The following is a 21,015-nucleotide window of genomic DNA, read 5'->3' as shown; positions in this document are numbered from 1 at the left end:
TCAGAATTCCAGCTCCGCGCTGAAGTAGAGGACATGACGACTGTCGTAATTGTTATCGGCCCAGGTGGTGGGCTGGTTGTCGAGGCGTTGTTGCAACATGCCGGCCAGCTCCACGTTGGCTTTGCCCAGGGCAATGCGCTTGGCCACCCGCAGGTCGACCCGCTCGAAACGATATTGGTTGAGTGCGTCGTCGCCGTAGTAGAACAACGCGCTGGACCAGCCGTGTCCCCATTCACGCAGCCAGCCGGCCGAGCCGCTGTTACGGGCGGTCTGTGCCTTGTCCAGTGGGTTGCTGGCGCTGGCGTCGACGTAAGCATAGGTGAGCCGCAGGCGGTCGGCGTTGCTCATGCGCCAATCGAACTGTGATTCGGCACCGGTGAACCGCGAACTGTTGGCATTGCTGGCTATGTATTGATTGTTGCGCAGCGGTGAGCTGATCATCTCAGTGATTTCGTCGTAGAACAGTTTCACGTCGACATTCAGCCCGAGGTCGGCAAAGAAGCCGTTGTAGCCCAGCTCTCGCGAGCGCATCAACTCTTTATCGAGGTTGCCGGGGCCGCGCGTCACCACAAAATATTGCCCGGAATTCTGCCCGTAGGCCGGGGAGCTGAGGTTGGTGACGCGGTAGCTCCAGTTGACGTTGTTCTCGAACATGTCTGGTGAGCGGATGGCTTCGGAGTACACCGCCCGCAGGCCGTGGCGGGGGTTGATCAAGTAGTTGACCGCCACCCGTGGCGTCAGCGAGTTGCCGCTCAAGTGGGTGTCTTCGTACATGGCGCCACCTTGCAGCAGCCAATGTTCGCTGGCACGCCACTCCAGATGACCGAACAGGCGCCAGGTGGTGTCGTCGAGGGTGCCGTTGAAATAGGTGTCGGAGTCGGCGCGGTCGTAGCGATAGTTCATGCCGCTGACCAGGCGCAGGCTGTCGGACAGGCTCAATGTGTCTTGAATCTCCAGGTCGTAGCGACTTTCCCGAGTGCTCTGGTCGATATCGCCGCATACGCTCTGGTTGGCGCCGTTGCGCCACTGGTCCAGCACCTGGTTGCCTAGCGCTTGTTCGGCGGCGCTGCCGGGCGGCGCACTGCCCTGGCTGAAGGTGTCCATGTGTCGCGCCAGACGTTCGGCATAGTCGGGGTTGAGCTGCCACAGTTGAGTCAACTCGGGGCTGAACGACACTTTGGCATCGCAGGCTTTCCAGATCTGCCGTCGGTCCCATTGCTGGGCGGAGCCTTGGATGTACAGGCTGTGCTCGGGATTGAAATCGAAGTTCCAGCGCAACGAGGCGGCATAGTCCTTGGCGGTGGCGTCGGAATTGGTGCCGCCTTCGGTAATCCCGGCGAATACCGGGGTGTAGGTATAGGGACGCTGGTTGGTCCCTTCCTTGGCATTCAATTGCCAGTCGATGCTCTGTTGCGCGTTCAGGGTCTGGCTCACCGCCAGGCTGAACCGGTTGAGGCGGCGGCCGTCACGGCGATCGGCCCCGACGGCATCGCTGTCAAACCCATCATCCTGTTGCCCGGACAACGACAGGCGCAGGTCGCCGGTTTCCCAGCCCACGCCCTGGCTGGCGTAGAAATCGTTGATCCCGCGCTCGCCACGGATGACTTTCACCCGTGAGCCGTGGCTGTTGGCCGGCGAACGCGTAAGGATATTGACCACCGCCATCAGCGCGTTGGCGCCGTAGCTAACGGTGTTGGGGCCGCGGAAGACTTCGATACGCTCGATGTCCTCCATGGCCACCGGGATGTCGCTCCAGTCCACGGTGGCCAGGCCGGCGCGGTACACCGAGCGTCCGTCGATCAAAACCTGCATGCGCCGTGCATCGCTGGCGCTGGTACCGTGGTAGTTCACGGCCGCCTGGTTGCCGGTGGTGTAGCCGACCATCATCCCGGGCACCAGGCGCAGCAACTCGGCGATGTCCCGAGCGCCGCTGGCCTTGATCAGTTCGCTATCGATCACTGTCATGCTGCCAGGTACGGCGGCGGCTGATTGCTTGAGGCGCGTGGCAGTCAATACCTGCGGCAGCGGCTGGCTGTCCAAGAACAGATCGTCAGCCAGCACCGGGGCGCTGCACAACAGCATCAACAGCAGGGATGAGCGAGGAGGAGGGCCCAGATACACGGCACGGCCTTGATAATGACGGATAGCCGCCCATGTTAACTGAGGTGGGGCTATTTGCCAGTCGCCGGACTTGCAATTACTTCACCTGCACATGGCATTTTCCGACAAGCAGGTGAATTGACGCGGGGGCTGGCCGCAAGCGGGTCGCCCCGTATAATGCCGCTATCGCCACTGGTATGGATTAACGGATTGCATATGACTGAACAGCGCCCTATTGCGGTCCTGGGAGGCGGAAGTTTTGGTACCGCCGTGGCTAACCTGCTGGCTGAAAACGGCCACGCGGTGCGCCAGTGGATGCGCGATCCCGAGCAGGCCGAGGCCATTCGCGTGCACCGGGAAAACCCCCGTTACCTTAAAGGCATCAAGATTCATCCGGCGGTGGAGCCGGTCACGGACCTGCTGGAGACCCTCATCGCCTGTGACCTGTGCTTTGTTGCGCTGCCGTCCAGCGCCTTGCGCTCGGTGCTGGCGCCCCATGCCGAACGCCTGGCGGGCAAGCTGTTGGTCAGCCTGACCAAGGGTATTGAAGCGCACACGTTCAAGCTGATGAGCGAAATCCTCGAAGAGATCGCCCCCCAGGCGCGTATCGGCGTGTTGTCCGGGCCGAACCTGGCGCGGGAAGTCGCCGAGCACGCGCTGACCGCCACCGTGGTTGCCAGTGAAGACGAGGCACTGTGCGAGCGCGTCCAGGCGGTACTGCATGGTCGTACCTTTCGTGTCTATGCCAGTGGCGACCGTTTTGGCGTCGAGCTGGGCGGGGCGCTTAAAAACGTCTACGCGATCATTGCCGGTATGGCGGTGGCCTTAGGCATGGGCGAAAACACCAAGAGCATGCTGATTACCCGCGCCTTGGCCGAGATGACCCGCTTTGCGGTGAACCAGGGCGCCAATCCGATGACGTTCCTGGGCCTGGCCGGGGTGGGCGACTTGATCGTCACCTGCTCGTCGCCCAAAAGCCGCAACTATCAAGTGGGGTTTGCCCTGGGCCAGGGTTTGAGCCTGGAAGACGCCGTCACGCGCCTGGGCGAAGTGGCCGAGGGTGTCAATACGCTCAAGGTGTTGAAGGCCAAGGCCCAGGAAGTCGGGGTGTACATGCCGCTGGTCGCCGGGCTGCACGCGATCCTGTTTGAAGGGCGCACTTTGAACCAGGTGATCGAGCTGCTGATGCGGGCAGAGCCGAAAACCGATGTCGACTTTATTTCCACCAGTGGTTTCAACTGAGGAACGCGTCATGAACGATCCGAAAGCAGCTCCCAAGTACGAGTCCATCGTCCTGCGCATTGTGTGGATGCTGGTGTTCGCCCTGGTGTGGCAAGTCGCGCAGTTCCTGCTCGGCGCATTGGTGCTGGTGCAGTTGATTTACCGCCTGGTCTACAGCGCACCGAACCTGGGCCTGATGAACTTCGGCGACAGTCTCAGCCAGTTCCTGGCTCAGATCGGCCGTTTTGGCAGCTTCCATACCGAGCAAAAGCCTTGGCCGTTCGCCGATTGGCCGACACCGCGTGCACCGGAGGGTGAAGCTGCCCACAGCGTGCCGCCGGCGCCGCATCCGGTGCGTGATGAAGAGCCCAAACTGTGAAGCTCTGGATACTACGCCACGGTGAAGCCGAAGGGCATGCGCGCACCGATGCCGAACGCAACCTCACCGAGCATGGCCGCGCCGAAGTGTTGCGCAGCGCGGCGCACCTGATAGGCCAGCCCCTCAGCGCGATCATCGCCAGCCCTTACGTGCGTGCGCAACAGACCGCACAGCTGGTTCGCGAAGCACTGGGGTTTGAACCCGATATCCGTACGGTGCCGTGGCTGACGCCAGACGGTAACCCGTTGCTGGTGCTGGAAAAGCTCAATACCGATGACAACGTGCTGCTGGTCAGCCACCAGCCTTTGGTGGGCAGCCTGATCAGCTTTTTGCAGCATGGCCATCAACGCCAGCCGCAACCGATGCACACCGCCAGTCTGGCGGAACTGGAGGGCGATTTTCCGTTGGCGGGGTTGATGAGCCTGGTTGGCGTGAAAAGTCCGTAGGAAAAGTGATCGCTGTTTTGTGTGCTATATAGTCAACCGAGCAAGTGCTTGGTTGGCTATCGTCGGACCACAAAGGAGCGCGTCCCATGCCTGTCGCTTTTCGTTTGCCGTTACAGGTCTTCTTCGAACGTGAAGCGCGGCACCCGCGCAAACCCTTTCTCGTGCAGCCCATCGGCGGTGGCGAGGTGCAGACCCTCACTTGGGGTGACGTCGGCCATCAGGCCCGCTGCGCCGCGCGCTGGCTGCGTGCTCGGGAGTTGCCCCAGGGTTCACACATTGCCCTGATTTCGAAAAACTGCGCGCACTGGATCATCGCCGACCTGGCGATCTGGATGGCCGGGCATGTGTCAGTGCCGTTATACCCCAACCTGACCGCTGACTCCGTCGCCCATGTGCTGACTCACTCCGAGGCGGCGTTGGCATTGATCGGCAAGCTGGACGACTGGCCGGCCATGGCGCCCGGTATCCCGGCTGGTTTGACAACTATCCAACTGCCGCTGGGTCCGGTCGGTGACTTCGATTTCACTTGGGCTGATCTGCAGGCCTGTTCACCGATTCAGGACAACCCCGAGCCTGACGCCGCGAGCCTGGCTACCATCGTCTACACCTCTGGCACCACCGGCTTGCCCAAGGGCGTGATGCAAACCTTTGGTGCCCTGGGTTTTGCCGCCACCCGTGGCACCGAGTTATTTGGCCTGGGGGAGGGCGACCGGCTGCTGTCTTACCTGCCGTTGTGCCATGTGGCGGAGCGGATGTTCGTGGAGCTGGCCTCGCTCTACACCGGGCAAACGGTATTTTTCGCCGAAAGCCTCGACACCTTTCTCACCGACTTGCGTCGGGCACGACCCACAGCGTTGTTCGGCGTGCCGCGGATCTGGACCAAATTCCAGATGGGCGTGTATGGCAAGGTCTCGGAAAAGCGTCTGGACCGGCTGTTGCGCCTGCCTTTCATCGGCCGGCACGTGGGCCGTAAAGTCCTCGCGGGGCTGGGCCTGGATGCACTGCGTATTGCGCTATCCGGTGCCGCGCCAGTGCCTGAGGCCCTGTTGCGTTGGTATCAGCGCCTGGGTTTGGATGTGTTGGAGGTGTACGGCATGACGGAAAGCTGCGGCTATTCCCACGTGTGCCGTCCTGGGCAGCAGAAGCTTGGCTGGATCGGCCTGCCATGTCCCGGGGTGGACGTGCGCATCGACCCGTCGGGCGAAGTGCAGGTGCGCAGCGGCGCGACCATGCTCGGCTATTTCAAGGACCCGCAGAAAACCGCTGAGACCCTCACCGCTGACGGTTTCCTGCGCACTGGCGATAAGGGGGAGCAGGGCGCCGACGGCCGCCTGCGCCTCACCGGACGGCTCAAGGAAATCTTCAAGACCAGCAAGGGCAAATACGTGGCTCCGGCGCCGATTGAGAACCGTTTGGCCGAGCATGCGCGCATCGAACAGGTGTGTGTGGTCGGTGAAGGCCTGACGGCGCCGATAGGCTTGTGCGTGCTGGCGGCAACCGGCGAGGACCGGCAAACCCTGAACGGCAGCCTTGAGCGCTGGCTGGAACAGGTCAACCAGGGGTTGGACAAGCACGAGCGTTTGCGTCAGTTGGTGGTGGTCAATGACAACTGGGCGGTGGAAAACGGCTTCCTGACCCCGACCCTGAAGATAAAGCGCAATGTGATCGAATCGACCTACGGTGCTCAGTTCCACGTTTGGAGCGAGCGCAACGAATCCATTCTGTGGCAGGATTAGGGCCGTAATAAAACCAATAAGGACAATTGCATGAGCCTGTGGCGCACCCAACCCAATATCGAGCAACTCAACGCCATCCAGAAAAACACCATCGGTGAACTGCTGGATATCCGTTTTGAACGCTTCGATGACGAATCACTCACCGCCAGCATGGTGGTCGACCATCGCACTCATCAGCCCTATGGCCTGCTGCACGGTGGTGCCTCGGTGGTGCTGGCGGAAAGCGTCGGCTCCATGGCGGCCTACCTGTGCATTGATCCGAGCAAGTTCTATTGCGTGGGCCTGGAGATCAACGCCAACCACTTGCGTGGTGTGCGCAGCGGGCGCGTGACGGCGGTGGCGCGGGCGATCCATATCGGGCGAACCACCCAGGTGTGGGATATCCGCTTGACCAGCGAAGACGGCAAGGCCAACTGCGTTTCGCGCCTGACCATGGCCGTGGTGCCGCTGGGAGAAAACCCACCGGCGCGATAGGCATGGCGTGAGTGTCATCATTCCTGGCAGTTACAGTCATTGCTGTACGGCTTGGGGCTGGTGACAATCCATTTCTGTTTCTGTAGATGAGTCCGGTATGTCGCAGCACGTGTTTTTTGCCCACGCCAATGGTTTCCCTTCGGCCACTTACGGCAAGTTGTTTGCCGCCCTGGCCCCGGAATACACGGTGGCTCATTTGCCACAGCACGGTCACGACCCCCGGTTTCCGGTGGACGACAACTGGCGCAACCTGGTGGACGAGTTGATCCATCACCTGGAGCAGCAACCGGAGCCGGTATGGGGCGTCGGGCATTCCCTGGGTGGCGTGCTGCACCTGCACGCGGCCATGCGTTGCCCGCAGTTGTATCGTGGGGTGGTGATGCTGGATTCGCCGGTGCTGACCCGCGCCGACCGCTGGGTGATCCGCGCCGCCAAGCGCTTGGGGTTTATTGATCGCCTGACCCCGGCCGGTCGCACCCTGGGCCGGCGTGAAGAGTTCACCGACCTGGACGCCGCGCGCAGCTACTTTGCCGGTAAAACCCTGTTTCGCGGGTTCGACCCGGAATGTTTTGACGCGTATCTGCAACATGGTCTGCAACAGGTGGGCGATCGCCTGCGCCTGCGCTTTGACCCGGCAACCGAAATCAGCATTTATCGCGGCGTGCCCCACACCAGCCCGGGCCAGGTGCGCCAGTTGAAGGTGCCGCTGGCAGTGGTGCGCGGACGCCAGAGCCGGGTGGTGATGCGTCACCACGCCAGCGGTGTCGACCGCCTGCCCATGGGCGAAATGCTCACCATGCCCGGTGGCCATATGTTTCCCCTCGAACGTCCCCAGGACACCGCGACCTTGATCAAGAACCTGTTCTCCCGCTGGGAAGCCCGCGAGCGCAACTGCGCATGAACACGTCGGTCGAAGAAGTCCGCCTGAGCTTGCCCCACATCGAGTTGGCCGCTCACCTGTTTGGTCCCGAGGACGGTCTGCCGGTGATTGCCCTGCATGGCTGGCTGGACAACGCCAACAGTTTTGCGCGACTGGCGCCGAAACTGCAGGGCTTGCGCATCGTTGCGCTGGACATGGCGGGCCATGGGCATTCGGCCCATCGTCCAGCCGGGGCGGGTTATGCCTTGTGGGATTATGTATTTGATGTGCTGCAAGTCGCCGAACAGCTGGGTTGGAAACGTTTTGCATTACTTGGCCACTCCCTCGGCGCCATCGTCTCGTTGGTGCTGGCGGGAGCCTTGCCGGAGCGAGTGACACACCTGGGATTGATCGACGGTGTGATCCCGCCCACCGCCGTCGGCGAGAACGCGGCCGAGCGATTGGGCATGGCCTTGCAGGCGCAATTGAACCTGCAGGACAAGCGCAAGCCGGTCTACAGCACCCTCGATCGGGCAGTTGAAGCGCGCATGAAAGGCGTGGTCGCGGTCAGTCGCGAGGCCGCCGAACTGCTGGCCCAGCGCGGGTTGATGCCGGTGCCGGGCGGTTATACCTGGCGCACCGACAGTCGATTGACCCTGGCTTCGCCGATACGTCTGACCGATGAGCAGGCGATGGCTTTCGTGCGGCGGGTGGCCTGCCCTGCACAGTTAGTGGTGGCGGCTGAGGGTATGTTGGCGAAACATCCCGAATTGCTTTCTCAGCTACCCTTCACAGTGACCACGCTGCCGGGCGGCCATCATTTACACCTGAATGACGAGCCTGGCGCCGCTCTTGTTGCAGACTGTTTCAATCGGTTCTTCTCCACGCCTTGACTTGGCGGGGTCAACTGCCGAGGCTGGGCGGATTGAAAGGGAGTCAACCATGAACCATCTTGAAACTGCTGCGACCTCCAATGGCCAGGGCTCAATCATCCGATGAGCCTGCGTAAAGGATGTATACGTGCCCTCGGGCTGTGCTGTTTCAGCCCTTTGGTGTTCGCCGCCGACGTGCCGGGTAGCCAGGATTTGCCGGCAGTGTCGCGCCAAGTCGACGCACAGATCGTCGATTACCGCCCCGCCGAAGAAAAGGAACGCATCTACCCCATGGGGGCAATCCGCAAGATCAGCGGCCAGTTGCGCTACGAGGGCCAAGCCACCGCACGTGGTCAAGCCACGGCGATTACCTATGAGTTGCCCGCCGAGCACACGTCCAGCGCCGCGTTTACCGCGACCCGCGAAGCGCTGCAAGCCAAGGGCGCGCAGCTGTTGTTCTGGTGCCAGGCCCGTGATTGTGGCGAAAGCAGCCTGTGGGCCAATGAAGTGTTCGGCAACGCCAAACTGGTGGGCGCCGATGGCCAGCAGGAGTACCTGCTGTTGCGCCTGGCCGCACCGCAGGACAACTCCCTGGTGGCGCTGTACGGCATCACCCGAGGCAACCGTCGCGCCTATCTGCATGTAGAACAGCTGGATGCCAGTGCGCCATTGGCTGATCTCCTGCCTACGTCGGCAACCCTGTTGCGTGAGTTGAAAAGCACCGGCGAGCTGGATTTCCCGAAGCTCGGGGCTGAACCTGACGCCACTTGGCTGACCTTGATCTCCCGTGGATTGAACCTTGACGCCACCTTGCGTGTCAGTTTGACCGGGCCGACGGCCGAAGCCTGGCGTCAGGCCCTGATCGACAGCGGTGTGCGTGCCGCGCGTATGGAAACCGGCGCCGGTGACGCTAAGGGGTTGCACCTGCATCTGATACGCTGACCGTTAACAGGCGAACGGACCCGCGCCGTTCGCCTAAGCTCACTTCCTACAGACTTCTTCTCGAGATACCCGATGCTCAATAACGATCGCCTACTGGTGCAAATCCTGCTGCTGGTGTTGTTTGGTGCCAGCTTCTGGGTGATGGCGCCGTTCTGGTCGGCGCTGTTCTGGGGCGCGGTGCTGGCGTTTGCCAGTTGGCCGCTGATGCGCCTGCTCACCCGCTGGTTGGGTGGTCGGGAATCCTTGGCCGCTGGCATCCTGACCTTGTGCTGGATGCTGTTGGTGGCGGTGCCGCTGGTATGGCTGGGTTTCAACCTGGCCGATCATGTGCGTGACGCCGTGGGCCTGATCAAGGATATCCAGGTCGACGGCCTACCGGCTGCGCCCACTTGGTTGGGCTCGATCCCCTTTGTCGGCGAGCGCCTGGTGGCGACATGGGACAGCATCGACCAACAGGGCGCAGCACTGATGGTCAGCATCAAGCCGTACCTGGGGCAGGTCGGCAACTGGCTGCTGGCGCGCAGTGCGCAGATTGGCGGCGGCATCCTTGAGCTGACCCTGAGCCTGGTGTTCGTGTTCTTCTTTTACCGCGACGGGCCACGGCTCGCGGTGTTCGTGCATCGCCTGCTGGAGCGTTTGATCGGGGAGCGTGCCGGTTACTACATCGAACTGGTGGCCGGCACCGTACAACGGGTGGTCAACGGTGTGATCGGCACCGCTGCCGCACAGGCCTTACTGGCGCTGATCGGCTTCCTGATTGCGGGCGTACCGGGTGCATTGGTGCTGGGTATCGCCACCTTCCTGCTCAGCCTGATTCCCATGGGGCCGCCGTTGGTGTGGATTCCGGCCACGGCGTGGCTGGCCTGGAAAGGCGATTACACCTACGCGGTGTTCCTGGGTGTGTGGGGCACATTCATCATCAGCGGCGTGGACAACGTGCTCAAGCCGTACCTGATCAGCCGAGGTGGCAACCTGCCGCTGGTGATCGTGCTGTTAGGGGTGTTCGGCGGCTTGATCGCGTTTGGTTTCATCGGCCTGTTTATCGGTCCGACCTTGTTGGCGGTGGCCTACAGTCTGTTGACTGACTGGAGTACGACCCAGGCGCAAGGGCGCCGGGAAGACAAACCCCTTTAAGCCCTCGGCAACCACATCACGGCGGTCAACCCACCGCCTGGTGTGTCTTCCAGGCTGAGGTGGCCGCCGAGGCGCTCCACCGCTTCCCTCGCAATCGTCATGCCCAGGCCGACGCCCCCCGAGTTACGGTTGCGTGAGCCCTCCAGGCGAAAGAACGGCTCGAATACCGCCTCGCGCTTGTCGGCTGCAATCCCGGGGCCGTGGTCGATCACTCGGATCACCAGGGCTCCACGACTATCTGCCAGTTCCACACGAGCCGTGCCGGCATAGCGCAGGGCATTGTCGATCAGGTTGTTGAGACATGAACGCAGGGCCATGGGCTGCACTTGCAACGGCGCGCAGCTGCCGGAGAACTGCACATCGGAGCCTTGGTCCTGGGCGTTCTCACTGAGGGATTCCACCAGTGCCTGCACGTCGAGCCAGTGCCGGGTTTCACTGGTACGTTGCTCGTGCAGGTAGCTCAGGGTGGCGTCGAGCATGTCAATCATGTCGTTCAGGTCTTGGCGCATCTGACCTTGCAGCTTGGTGTCTTCGATCTGTTCCAGGCGCAGTTTGAGGCGTGACAGTGGTGTGCGTAGGTCGTGGGAGACTGCACCGAGCATGCGCGCACGCTGACTGACTTGTTCGCGGATGCGTTTTTGCATCAGGTTGAAGGTGGAGGCGGCTTGCCTGGCCTCTCGTGGCCCCGACTCATCGAGCGGGGGGCTGTCGAGGTCGACACTCAACCGTTCGGCGGCTGCGCTCAGGCGCTGGATCGGTCGACTCAAAAGCTTGGCGCCGTACCATGCAGCGATGATCAGCGAGATGAACTGAAAGGTCAGTGGCACCACCGGGCCACCAAACCACGGGCGAGGGTGCTTCTTCTGGATGGGGGTGAAGGAACCGTCTGCCTGTTGTACAAAGATTTCACCGGTCGGCGGTGGTGGCGGGCCGTAATGGTGAAACCAAAAGAACGCCAGCACATGGGCCAGCACAATGGCCACCAGCAATACACCGAACAGCCTGCCGAACAACGTATTGAAGGTGGCGCGCATCAACCGATATCCCGGGCGTCGAACAGGTAGCCTTCACCGCGTACGGTTTTGATCAGTTGTGGGGCTTTCGGATCATCCCCGAGTTTTTGTCGCAGGCGCGAGACCAGCAGGTCGATGCTGCGATCAAAGGCTTCGATGGAACGACCGCGGGCAGCGTCCAGCAATTGTTCGCGGCTGAGCACGCGCCGCGGGCGTTCGATAAACACCCAGAGCAGACGGAATTCCGCGTTGGACAGCGGCACCACCAAGCCATCGTCGGCCACCAGTTGGCGCAATACGCTGTTGAGGCGCCAGTTGTCGAAGCGGATGTTGGCGCGTTGCTCGGTACGGTCATCGCGCACGCGGCGCAAGATGGTCTGGATGCGTGCCACCAGTTCTCGAGGTTCGAAGGGTTTGGACATGTAATCGTCGGCGCCCAGCTCCAGGCCGATGATGCGGTCGGTGGGCTCGCAGCGTGCGGTGAGCATCAGGATCGGGATATCCGATTCGGCACGCAGCCAGCGACACAGCGACAGGCCGTCTTCGCCCGGCAGCATCAAGTCGAGCACCACGACATCGAAGGTTTCGGCTTGCATGGCCTGGCGCATGGCGGCGCCGTCGGTCACGCCGATGGCGAAAATATTGAAGCGCGCCAGGTAATCGATCAACAACTCACGAATCGGCACGTCGTCATCGACGATCAGCGCACGGGTGTTCCAGCGCTTGTCTTCGGCGAGCACCGCGCCTTTTTGCTCTTCGTTTACAGCGGCGGTAGGGGTATGCATAGTGCGATCATCTGCCTGATTGTTGCTGTCAGCATAGGCGTCCAGTTCCATCGCTGGAAGTGCTGGACGGGCGGTCATGTGGGCGAGGCTAGTCGTAGGGCGTGTAGGGGGCATGTCTGGAATGTATCAAGGCTGACACAATCACAAAAAATGCCGTGGAATGGGCGGTTGAACAGTATTTACCGATCATCGGATCCCGCAACGGCGCTGCTTGCGCTACAATCCGCGCCGATTTCGACTTGCCTGAGAGCCCATTCCAATGTCCGTCTGCCAGACTCCTATCATCGTCGCCCTGGATTACCCCACTCGTGACGCCGCACTGAAGCTGGCTGACCAGTTGGACCCGAAGCTTTGCCGGGTCAAGGTCGGCAAGGAACTGTTCACCAGTTGCGCCGCAGAAATTGTCGGCACCCTGCGTGACAAAGGCTTCGAAGTGTTCCTCGACCTGAAATTCCACGATATTCCCAACACCACCGCCATGGCGGTGAAGGCCGCGGCGGAAATGGGCGTATGGATGGTCAATGTGCACTGCTCCGGCGGTCTGCGCATGATGAGTGCCTGCCGTGAAGTGCTGGAACAGCGCAGTGGCCCCAAACCGCTGTTGATCGGTGTGACTGTGCTGACCAGTATGGAGCGCGAAGACCTGGCCGGCATCGGCCTGGATATCGAGCCTCAGGAGCAGGTGCTGCGCCTGGCGGCCTTGGCGCAGAAGGCCGGCCTGGATGGTCTGGTCTGCTCGGCGCTGGAAGCCCAGGCCCTGAAGACCGCGCACCCATCGCTGCAACTGGTGACCCCGGGTATTCGCCCGGCGGGCAGTGCCCAGGATGACCAGCGCCGTATCCTGACCCCCCGCCAGGCCCTGGATGCGGGTTCGGACTACCTGGTGATCGGTCGCCCGATCAGCCAGGCGGCTGATCCAGCGAAGGCGCTGGCAGCTGTGGTCGCCGAGATCGCCTGATACCAGAGCTCAACACAGCTTTGAATGTGGGAGGGGGCTTGCCCCCGATAGTGGTGCATCAGCCAATGAACGTGTTGACTGACACACTGCAATCGGGGGCACGCCCCCTCCCATATATAGATCTTCAGCAGATAGGCACAGTGTGCGTCAGCTGACTTTCAGCACCAATTTCCCAAAATTCTCACCGTTGAACAGCTTCATCAGCGTCTCCGGGAACGTCTCCAGGCCCTCCACAATATCTTCTTTGCTCTTGAGCTTGCCCTGGGCCATCCAGCCAGCCATTTCCTGTCCGGCCTTGGCAAAGTTGGCCGCGTGGTCCATCACCACAAAGCCTTCCATGCGTGCACGATTGACCAGCAGCGACAAATAGTTGGCTGGGCCTTTCACGGCCTCTTTGTTGTTGTACTGGCTGATCGCACCGCAGATCACCACACGTGCCTTCAATGCCAAGCGGCTGAGCACCGCGTCGAGAATATCGCCGCCGACGTTATCGAAGTACACGTCCACGCCTTTGGGGCACTCGCGCTTGAGGGCGGCGGGTACGTCTTCGTTCTTGTAGTCGATGGCTGCGTCGAAACCCAATTCATCCACCAGGAATTTGCACTTGTCGGCCCCGCCGGCAATGCCCACCACGTGGCAACCTTTGAGTTTGGCAATCTGCCCGGCAATGCTGCCCACTGCTCCGGCGGCGCCGGAGATCACCACGGTTTCGCCAGCCTTGGGCGCACCGGTGTCCAGTAGCGCGAAGTAGGCGGTCATCCCGGTCATGCCGAGGGCTGACAGGTAGCGGGGCAGGGGAGCCAGCTTAGGATCGACTTTGTAGAAACCACGCGGTTCGCCGAGGAAGTAATCCTGTACTCCCAAGGCGCCATTCACGTAGTCCCCCACCGCGAAATTCGGATTGTTAGACGCAATCACCTTGCCTACGCCCAGCGCGCGCATCACCTCGCCGATACCGACGGGCGGAATGTAGGACTTGCCTTCATTCATCCAGCCACGCATCGCCGGGTCCAGGGATAGATATTCATTGCGCACCAGCACTTGGCCATCCCCAGGCGTACCTACCGGCACTTCCTGATAGGTAAAGGTCTCCCGCGTGGCCGCCCCGACTGGACGTTTGGCTAGCAGGAATTGGCGGTTGGTCTGGGCAGTCATGGCAAGGACTCTTTAGAAGTGAACCTTGAGTGATAGACCCTTGAGGGCCAGTGAGCAAGGTTGTCCGAACGACGCGAATGCCCGGCGATAGGCCTGGCTGATAGTGAGTCTGGGCGCTTTATCACTGTGATTCATGCAGCGCCAACCGGCCTTCTGATAGTGCTGACGTGCTGCCCATGGCGTTGGCTAGACTCGACCCACGGCTATTTCTTCCAAAGGACATCCCCCATGAGCATGACGTTTTCCGGCCAGGTCGCCCTGGTGACCGGCGCCGCTGCCGGTATTGGTCGCGCCACCGCGCTGGCGTTCGCCGCCGAAGGCCTGAAAGTAGTGGTCGCGGACCTCGACGTGGACGGCGGTGAGGGTACCGTTGCGTTGATCCGCCAGGCCGGTGGCGAGGCGCTGTTCGTGCGTTGCAACGTCACGCTGGAAGCCGATGTACAGGCGTTGATGGCGCAGACCGTCGCTGCCTATGGTCGCCTGGATTATGCCTTCAATAACGCCGGGATCGAGATCGAGAAGGGCAAGCTGGCGGACGGCAGCCTGGATGAGTTCGACGCCATCATGGGTGTCAACGTCAAGGGTGTGTGGCTGTGCATGAAGCACCAATTACCGTTGCTGCTGGCCCAGGGCGGTGGAGCGATCGTCAACACCGCCTCGGTCGCGGGGTTGGGAGCGGCGCCGAAGATGAGCATTTATGCCGCGTCCAAGCATGCGGTCATCGGTCTGACCAAGTCGGCTGCAATCGAATACGCGAAAAAGAAAATCCGCGTCAACGCGGTGTGCCCGGCCGTGATCGATACCGACATGTTCCGTCGCGCCTACGAAGCGGACCCCCGCAAGGCAGAATTTGCCGCCGCCATGCATCCGGTCGGACGTATTGGCAAGGTCGAGGAAATCGCCAGCGCGGTGTTGTACCTGTGCAGTGACGGCGCTGCGTTTACCACGGGCCAGGCGTTGGCCGTGGACGGTGGCGCAACTGCAATCTAGGAATCCACGCCGGTCTCCATTCGAAAAGTTTTGCTGGGGTGTGAGGTTTTTCCGGAGCTGGCAAAAGGCCTGGGCTGAATGTGTGTCACTAGGTAAATAAGTCAATAAAATCAATACTTTAATAATAATTCACGACGAGGTTTAGAGGGCTTCTGTGCTTAACTGTTCTGGTTGAATAACAGACAGTTGGAGTGAGTGGCGCATGGATTTAGGGATCGATCGACAAGCCCTTGTACCGGTGGTGCAGCAAATCGTCAGTGCGGTGACGGAATGGATTCGCAAGGGCGGGATGACGCCCGGAACTCGTCTGCCCTCTATCCGCCAGTTGGCCCTCGATAATCTGCTGAGCCAGTCCAACGTGCTTGAAGCATTCGATCGGTTGGTGGCCCAGGGGCTGTTGGTCTCGAAACAGGGCTCGGGATTTGTAGTGGCCCAGCCTCCAACATCCCATGAAAACCATTGGTATGAAGGTGCTGAGCAGGGCTGGGCCGCCTTCACTGACGGCCCGTTGGGTGAGTTGAAACTGGGGTGTGGCTGGTTGCCGGACACCTGGCGCGAAAGCGATGACATCAGCTATGCGGTACGCGAGGTCAGTCGTACCGACACCCAGGGCCTGTTCAGCTACAGCCCGCCCCTGGGGCTGCTGGCGCTGCGTGAGCAACTGTTCAAGCGGCTGACTCGCATCAAGATTGCCACTAGCCTCGACCGTATCCTGACCACCAACGGTGCTAGCCATGCCCAGGACTTGCTCATTCGTACCTTGTTGAAGGCCGGTGATACGGTGGTGGTCGAGACGCCGGGCTATGGCAACCTCTATCGTCAGCTGGCATTCCATGGCGTCATGCTGCTACAGGTGCCGCGCACCCATGGCGGCCCGGATATCCCGGCACTCGAAGCGCTGCTGCGTAACCATCGGCCCAAATGCCTGTTCATCAACAGCCTGTATCACAACCCCACCGGCACCAGCCTGTGTCAGGGCGTTGCCGAGCGTTTGCTGGAGTTGGCGCACAGTGAGGATTTTCTGATCATCGAGGAAGATATCTTCGGTGACCTGCAGCACGCCAACTGCACGCGGCTAGCAGCGCTGCCCCATGATGACCGGGTGATCTATGTTTCAAGCTTCTCCAAGACCCTGAGCAGCGCCCTGCGAGTGGGCTACCTCAGTGCCAGCACTGCGGTCATCGCACAATTGGCCAGCCTCAAGACCCTGACTGGCCTCGGCACTTCGCGTTTTGCCGAAGCGGTGGTTGCCACGCTGTTGGCCAACGGTACGTATCGCAAGTGGGTGCAACGTCTGCGCAAGCGCCTGAATACACAGATGGCCGACACCTTGCAGGTATTGGAGGACGAAGAGTGGCAGGTGTTTGCCGCGCCGTCCGGCGGTATGTTCCTGTGGGCGCGGCCGGGCGCGACGGATCATTCCCGTCTGCAGGCGTGCGCACGTCGACTCAGCGTACTGCTGTCGCCGGGAGCGTTGTTCAACCCAGGCGGTGAACACAGTGATTGGCTGCGGATCAATGTGGCCTATGCTGCTGATCAACGCGCACTGGCATTGTTCCGTGCCATGGGCCCTGCCAGATCGACCTCGACCATCCTGAAAACGACGGGCATGTAGCTTTTTGCCATTATTCCGGCGCCAGCATCTTGTATCAGTGGCGCACGGTTGCGAATCTCGCTGCATGGAAACCACGCTTGATGGCATCTGCCATTGCAAGAGGACTCAAGTGCAATGATTTCGGCCGTGCAACGACGTTTCGCCAACCTCGGTATGGCGAAAAAACTGGGCTTGGGTTTCACCTTGGTGCTATTGCTGACCGCGATCGTGGCGGCAATTGGCGTGTGGTCCCTGCAAACCGTTGGCCAGCGTTTCGAGGGCCTCAAGGCAATGTCTTCGCTCAACAGCGGCTTGCTCAAGGTGCGTCTGATCGAGCAGGACTACGCGTTGCATGCCGACCCCAAGGCGGTCGACGCCCTGCATGCAAGCGTCGACGCCTTGGCGGCCTTGGCCGCGGGCCTCAAGGCAGGGGCTGCCGCGAATGTGTCGGTAATGACCGAGGTCGAGCAGGCGCTGGCCGCGTATCGCAAGGCGTTTGACGAGTTTGTCGAGTTGAATCAGACCAAGGACCTGGCCCTGGAAATGGCCAGTTGGTCGGTCTCCAGTGTGGCCAACAACCTCGACGTGTTGCAGGCCGGTCTGGCAGACGACGGTGCCTATGGCCTCAAGGAAAGCCAGGGCAAGGAGGGCGCCGAGTTTATCGAGCAGGCAGGGCAGGTCAGCCAGGTGTCCAAGTTGATGTTGCAAGCCATGAACGAAGCGCGGGTGCGCCTGGACCAGAGCCGCAAGGCCGATGCCGACACTGCCGAGCAAGGCAAGATCGAACAGGCGGACCAGGCCCTGGCTCAGGTCGAACAGCTGAAAACGTCGGTCAAGGACGCGGGTTATCAGACCGTGCTCAACGAAGTCTCCGGGCATATCGCCTCGTTCAGCGAAAAGCTCGGCGAATACACGGGTCTGCTGGCCCAGGAAAAGCGGGTCTATCAGCAGTTGCATGACAGGGCTGATCAAGTGGTCAGCCGGGTCAACCAGGCCTATGCCGTCGAAGACCAGTCGATGCAGGAGCAATTGAAGAAAAGCACGCTGCTGATTATCGGTTCTTCTGCCTTGGCGTTGTTGGTGGGGTTGATTGCGGCCTGGGTCATTACGCGCCTGATTGTAACCCCGCTGCGCAGCGCGATTGCCGTGGCCCAGCAGATTGCCTCGGGCGACCTGAGTGGGCGCATGGAGGTCAGTCGCCGGGATGAAATCGGTCAACTGATGTTGGCCATGCAGCAGATGGGCAATGGCTTGAGTCAGATGGTCAGCGGGCTGCAGGCGGGTATTGAGCAATTGGCCTCTTCGGCGCAATCGCTGTCCAGCGTGACGGAGCAGACCAATGTCGAGGTCAGCAACCAGAAAGAAGAGACAGAACAAGTTGCTACGGCAATGAATGAAATGACCGCCACTGTGCACGATGTGGCGCGCAATGCCGAGGAAGCTGCTCAAGCCGCGCAGACAGCAGATGATAAGGTCGACAGCGGCCAGCAAGTGGTACGCCAGAGTTTGCAGCGTATCGAATTACTCGCCACCTCCAGCACCAGTGCCAGCGCCAGCATCGAAAGCCTGAGTGCGGAAATCCAGAATATTGGCACTGTGTTGAGTGTGATCAAAAGTGTCGCCGAGCAAACCAATTTACTCGCCCTCAACGCCGCCATCGAGGCGGCGCGCGCGGGTGAGCAAGGCCGTGGTTTTGCGGTGGTGGCCGATGAAGTCCGGGCACTGGCCAAGCGTACTCAACAATCGACCGAGGAAATCGAGCGGCTGGTCAGCACCCTGCGCCACGCGGCGCAGTCGTCGGTGCAGCAGATCCAGCAGAGCGGCGAGCTGGTGAAATTGGCCGTAAGCGATGCCCTGGAAACCGAAAGCGCCCTGGGCAGCATCGCCGCCGCGGTGTCCTTGATTCAGCAGATGAACCAGCAAATTGCCGCCGCCGCCGAGGAACAAAGCTCGGTGGCTGAAGAGATCAACCGTAGCGTCACCAGCATCCGCGCCAGTGCCGATCAGTCGGCGCAGAGCATGCAAGGTAACGCGGCGTCGAGCATTCAGCTGGCGCAATTGGGGGCGGAACTCAAGGGTATGGTGGGGCACTTCCGCCTTTGATCGCAGCGCAAAGGCCGCGATCAAAGGGCAGGGTGGTCAGGCGTTGTTGGCGAGGAAGGTCAGCAGGGCTTCGTTGACGAAGTCCGGGTTTTCCCGGGAGGAAATATGCCCGGCCTCCGGAATCAGGATCAGGTCGCAGCCGATCAGCTCAGCCATTTCCCGGGACTCGGCAGGAGGGCGGGGCTTATCCTGCTCGCCGCACAGGATCAAGGTGGTATCCGCGTCCAACCGTGGCAGTTGTTCCAGCAGGTCGGCGCGACTGAAGATCAACCGGCCCAGGGGCACGATGCTTTGCAACAGGCGCTCTTTGGAAAACCCTTGCAGCGCCTTGCGAAAACCCTGATACAGCGCTGATTCACGGTCTATTCCCGGCCGGAAGAAGATCGGTGCGATCACATCCAGCAACGGCTCAGGAATAGCGCCGGCGTCTTCGATCATCTTGAACAACGAGAAATAATACTGGCGCGTGGCCTCGGGCTCTGCGCCCAGATAGGTGTCCATCAACACCAGGCTGTTGATCCGCTCAGGTGCGCTCAAGGCTAGTCGGGCACCCCACATGCCGCCGACCGACAGGCCCACCAGGTTGACCTGGGCAATGTCCAGTTGGTCCAGCAGGGTGAGGGTCTGGTGTGCCAAGTCATCCAGGGAATGGGTTTGAGCAGGCAATGGGCCTGATTCACCGTGGCCCCACAGCTCGGGGACGATGACACGGTACTGTTGCGACAGGGCTTCGACCTGTGGAGTCCACATGTGGCGGTCCCATAGGTAGCTGGAGCCCAGCAGGACGACCGGGCCGGTGCCTTGGTCGAGATAGTGCAGCGGTTGTCCATCAATCACGGCGACGGGCATAACGAGCCTCTAGCTTCACGGAGTGAGGGGGACTTTTTTACGCTAGTCGGGAGTGCGGGGATAGGTACAAATTGATGGCACCTTGTAGTGAGCGGGGCAAGCCCGCTCACTACACGTGATCAGTCGTAGATGGCTTTCTTTTTCCACTCGGTGTCGGCGTCGACGACTTTCAGACCTTCGGTCAATTCATTGACCTCGTCTTCGGCGGGTTTGCTGTTGGTCAGCACTGTGGAGTTGGCGCGGGCCAGTTGCGACTCCAGCAGTTGCAGCTGTGCACTGTAGAGCACCGGCTCAGGCTGCTTGCGCAAGTACTGTACGCCGCGTTCGAACGCCAGGCGCGCTTGGCCAGGCTGGCCTTGCTGCAGGGCGTGCTGGCCCAGGTTGTTGAAGAACTCGATATGCAGCAGCACCAGGATATGGCGAATTTCCTTGATCCAGTGCTTGGCCTCGTTGGCCGGCAGGAAGCCGTCCTGAGCGGCACGGGTGACTTGGCCGTGCAGGGCTTCAAGCAGGAATCGTACGTCCTTGGCCTTGGCTTCGGTCTGGATCGGGGCAGGAGGGTTGGCCACGGGGATCGATTCACCCTGGGCGATCAGCGCATTCAACTCAGTGATGCGTGCCTTGTGCGACGCGCTGGACTTGTTGAGGTTCAACAGGCGCTGGTTGACGTTGAGTTCCAGGCGGGTCAGCAACAGTTTGAGCGCCGGAGTCATCAACTGGCCGGGGAAGGTCTCGGTGATTTCACCGCAGCGACGCAAACGATCATTAAGCTCGATTTCGGTACGCTTCTTTTCCAGCTTGTTGTTTTCCACCACGTGGTTCATGTAGCCAATGGCGATCAGTATTACGATCCCGGCTATTACCAGCAGGGTGATCATGAGTGGTGTCACCGGTGTGACCTCTTTATAGGGTTTGCTGTGGAGTGTAGTGACTGGGCTATCCGGCGGATAGGACAGATCGACCAGTTGCCCAGGTAGTTTCTTCTATATAGGTAAGCGTTTCCTGCGTAGATGCACATTGCCATCATTTGCCTGGGTGAACTATAGCGCCTTGTCGGGTGCCAGAATATAGGCGTCAAAGCCCGGGCAGGCGTAAAGCTCGCAAAGGCCTGAAAAGCAGGGCGAAGTCATTGATTTAAATAAATTTATTCTTTGGGGTTGACGACCTTTCAATCCATCCATAGAATGCGCGCCACTTAAAGCGTAAAGCACACAGCGAAACGCGGCGAGTAGTGAATGTTGTACGCGTGTCCCCTTCGTCTAGTGGCCTAGGACACCGCCCTTTCACGGCGGTAACAGGGGTTCGAGTCCCCTAGGGGACGCCAATATGCGGGAATAGCTCAGTTGGTAGAGCACGACCTTGCCAAGGTCGGGGTCGCGAGTTCGAGTCTCGTTTCCCGCTCCAA

At 60.8% G+C, this 21,015-nt stretch carries 19 protein-coding genes, 2 tRNA genes and 1 pseudogene; 16 read left to right on the top strand and 6 right to left on the bottom strand.

The window, feature by feature from the left end:
* Positions 1-2,121, bottom strand: coding sequence for a TonB-dependent receptor plug domain-containing protein (locus AC07V4_RS10425; protein WP_492636386.1), 2,121 nt, complete (start codon positions 2,119-2,121; stop codon positions 1-3).
* 195 nt (positions 2,122-2,316) lie between these two features.
* Between AC07V4_RS10425 and AC07V4_RS10420 the strand changes: the two genes are divergently transcribed.
* The 9 genes from AC07V4_RS10420 (at position 2,317) to AC07V4_RS10380 (ending at position 10,163) form a co-directional block, all read left to right on the top strand.
* The gene (locus AC07V4_RS10420) at positions 2,317-3,342 is read left to right on the top strand and encodes an NAD(P)H-dependent glycerol-3-phosphate dehydrogenase (protein ID WP_492636387.1); all 1,026 of its coding nucleotides are present in this window, start codon (positions 2,317-2,319) and stop codon (positions 3,340-3,342) included.
* Between the two features lie 10 nt (positions 3,343-3,352).
* Positions 3,353-3,700: a DUF4389 domain-containing protein gene (locus AC07V4_RS10415; protein WP_492636388.1), complete on the top strand. Its 348-nt coding sequence runs from the start codon at positions 3,353-3,355 to the stop codon at positions 3,698-3,700.
* Positions 3,697-4,146, top strand: coding sequence for a phosphohistidine phosphatase SixA (gene sixA, locus AC07V4_RS10410; protein ID WP_492636389.1), 450 nt, complete (start codon positions 3,697-3,699; stop codon positions 4,144-4,146). The genes AC07V4_RS10415 and sixA overlap by 4 nt, the downstream gene beginning before the upstream one ends.
* 86 nt (positions 4,147-4,232) lie before the next feature.
* Positions 4,233-5,882 carry an AMP-binding protein gene (locus tag AC07V4_RS10405; RefSeq protein ID WP_492636390.1) on the top strand — a complete coding sequence of 550 codons (1,650 nt, stop codon included), beginning with the start codon at positions 4,233-4,235 and terminating at the stop codon, positions 5,880-5,882.
* Between the two features lie 30 nt (positions 5,883-5,912).
* A complete protein-coding gene (locus tag AC07V4_RS10400; RefSeq protein ID WP_431752506.1) occupies positions 5,913-6,356 on the top strand; it encodes a hotdog fold thioesterase in 444 nt (147 codons plus the stop codon).
* Positions 6,357-6,453: 97 nt separating this feature from the next.
* Positions 6,454-7,257: an alpha/beta fold hydrolase gene (locus AC07V4_RS10395; protein ID WP_431752507.1), complete on the top strand. Its 804-nt coding sequence runs from the start codon at positions 6,454-6,456 to the stop codon at positions 7,255-7,257.
* The gene (locus AC07V4_RS10390) at positions 7,254-8,108 is read left to right on the top strand and encodes an alpha/beta hydrolase (RefSeq protein WP_492636391.1); all 855 of its coding nucleotides are present in this window, start codon (positions 7,254-7,256) and stop codon (positions 8,106-8,108) included. The genes AC07V4_RS10395 and AC07V4_RS10390 overlap by 4 nt, the downstream gene beginning before the upstream one ends.
* Before the next feature lie 102 nt (positions 8,109-8,210).
* A complete protein-coding gene (locus tag AC07V4_RS10385; protein WP_492636392.1) occupies positions 8,211-9,029 on the top strand; it encodes a DUF4892 domain-containing protein in 819 nt (272 codons plus the stop codon).
* Between the two features lie 72 nt (positions 9,030-9,101).
* Positions 9,102-10,163: an AI-2E family transporter gene (locus AC07V4_RS10380; protein WP_492636393.1), complete on the top strand. Its 1,062-nt coding sequence runs from the start codon at positions 9,102-9,104 to the stop codon at positions 10,161-10,163.
* Here AC07V4_RS10380 and AC07V4_RS10375 read toward each other — a convergent pair.
* Both AC07V4_RS10375 and AC07V4_RS10370 read right to left on the bottom strand, forming a co-directional pair.
* The gene (locus tag AC07V4_RS10375; RefSeq protein WP_492636394.1) at positions 10,160-11,197 is read right to left on the bottom strand and encodes a sensor histidine kinase; all 1,038 of its coding nucleotides are present in this window, start codon (positions 11,195-11,197) and stop codon (positions 10,160-10,162) included. The genes AC07V4_RS10380 and AC07V4_RS10375 overlap by 4 nt on opposite strands.
* A complete protein-coding gene (locus AC07V4_RS10370) occupies positions 11,197-11,961 on the bottom strand; it encodes a response regulator (RefSeq protein ID WP_492636395.1) in 765 nt (254 codons plus the stop codon). The genes AC07V4_RS10375 and AC07V4_RS10370 overlap by 1 nt, the downstream gene beginning before the upstream one ends.
* A gap of 259 nt (positions 11,962-12,220) precedes the next feature.
* Between AC07V4_RS10370 and pyrF the strand changes: the two genes are divergently transcribed.
* Positions 12,221-12,919, top strand: a complete 699-nt coding sequence (pyrF, locus tag AC07V4_RS10365; RefSeq protein WP_010211681.1) for an orotidine-5'-phosphate decarboxylase — start codon at positions 12,221-12,223, stop codon at positions 12,917-12,919.
* A gap of 147 nt (positions 12,920-13,066) precedes the next feature.
* Here pyrF and AC07V4_RS10360 read toward each other — a convergent pair whose 3' ends face one another.
* Positions 13,067-14,074, bottom strand: coding sequence for an NADP-dependent oxidoreductase (locus AC07V4_RS10360; RefSeq protein WP_492636396.1), 1,008 nt, complete (start codon positions 14,072-14,074; stop codon positions 13,067-13,069).
* Between the two features lie 228 nt (positions 14,075-14,302).
* On the opposite strand from AC07V4_RS10360, the gene AC07V4_RS10355 reads away from it, so the two are divergent.
* From AC07V4_RS10355 to AC07V4_RS10340, 4 genes and pseudogenes are all read left to right on the top strand, one after another.
* A complete protein-coding gene (locus tag AC07V4_RS10355; RefSeq protein WP_492636397.1) occupies positions 14,303-15,064 on the top strand; it encodes an SDR family oxidoreductase in 762 nt (253 codons plus the stop codon).
* Positions 15,065-15,266: 202 nt separating this feature from the next.
* A complete protein-coding gene (locus tag AC07V4_RS10350; protein ID WP_492636398.1) occupies positions 15,267-16,679 on the top strand; it encodes an aminotransferase-like domain-containing protein in 1,413 nt (470 codons plus the stop codon).
* A 114-nt stretch (positions 16,680-16,793) separates the two neighbouring features.
* Positions 16,794-17,903, top strand: a pseudogene (locus AC07V4_RS10345) (HAMP domain-containing protein); the annotation flags it as partial.
* Positions 17,880-18,761: a methyl-accepting chemotaxis protein gene (locus AC07V4_RS10340; RefSeq protein WP_495029365.1), complete on the top strand. Its 882-nt coding sequence runs from the start codon at positions 17,880-17,882 to the stop codon at positions 18,759-18,761. The pseudogene AC07V4_RS10345 and the gene AC07V4_RS10340, both read left to right, overlap by 24 nt.
* 36 nt (positions 18,762-18,797) lie before the next feature.
* On the opposite strand, the gene AC07V4_RS10335 is transcribed toward AC07V4_RS10340, so the two are convergent.
* Together AC07V4_RS10335 and AC07V4_RS10330 are read right to left on the bottom strand one after the other, a co-directional pair.
* Positions 18,798-19,610: an alpha/beta fold hydrolase gene (locus AC07V4_RS10335; RefSeq protein WP_492636399.1), complete on the bottom strand. Its 813-nt coding sequence runs from the start codon at positions 19,608-19,610 to the stop codon at positions 18,798-18,800.
* Positions 19,611-19,729: 119 nt separating this feature from the next.
* On the bottom strand, positions 19,730-20,488 hold the full coding sequence (locus AC07V4_RS10330) for a hypothetical protein (RefSeq protein ID WP_492636400.1): 759 nt from the start codon (positions 20,486-20,488) through the stop codon (positions 19,730-19,732).
* 370 nt (positions 20,489-20,858) lie between these two features.
* Between AC07V4_RS10330 and AC07V4_RS10325 the strand changes: the two genes are divergently transcribed.
* Positions 20,859-20,934 (top strand) — tRNA-Glu (locus AC07V4_RS10325).
* A gap of 4 nt (positions 20,935-20,938) precedes the next feature.
* Positions 20,939-21,014: transfer RNA gene (locus tag AC07V4_RS10320), tRNA-Gly, on the top strand.
* Position 21,015 lies beyond the last annotated feature (1 nt).

Source organism: Pseudomonas sp. GW821-FHT03A09 (assembly GCF_059421065.1).
The sequence above is the reverse complement of the archived record's forward strand: the minus strand, read 5'-3'. Positions and strand labels throughout refer to the sequence as shown.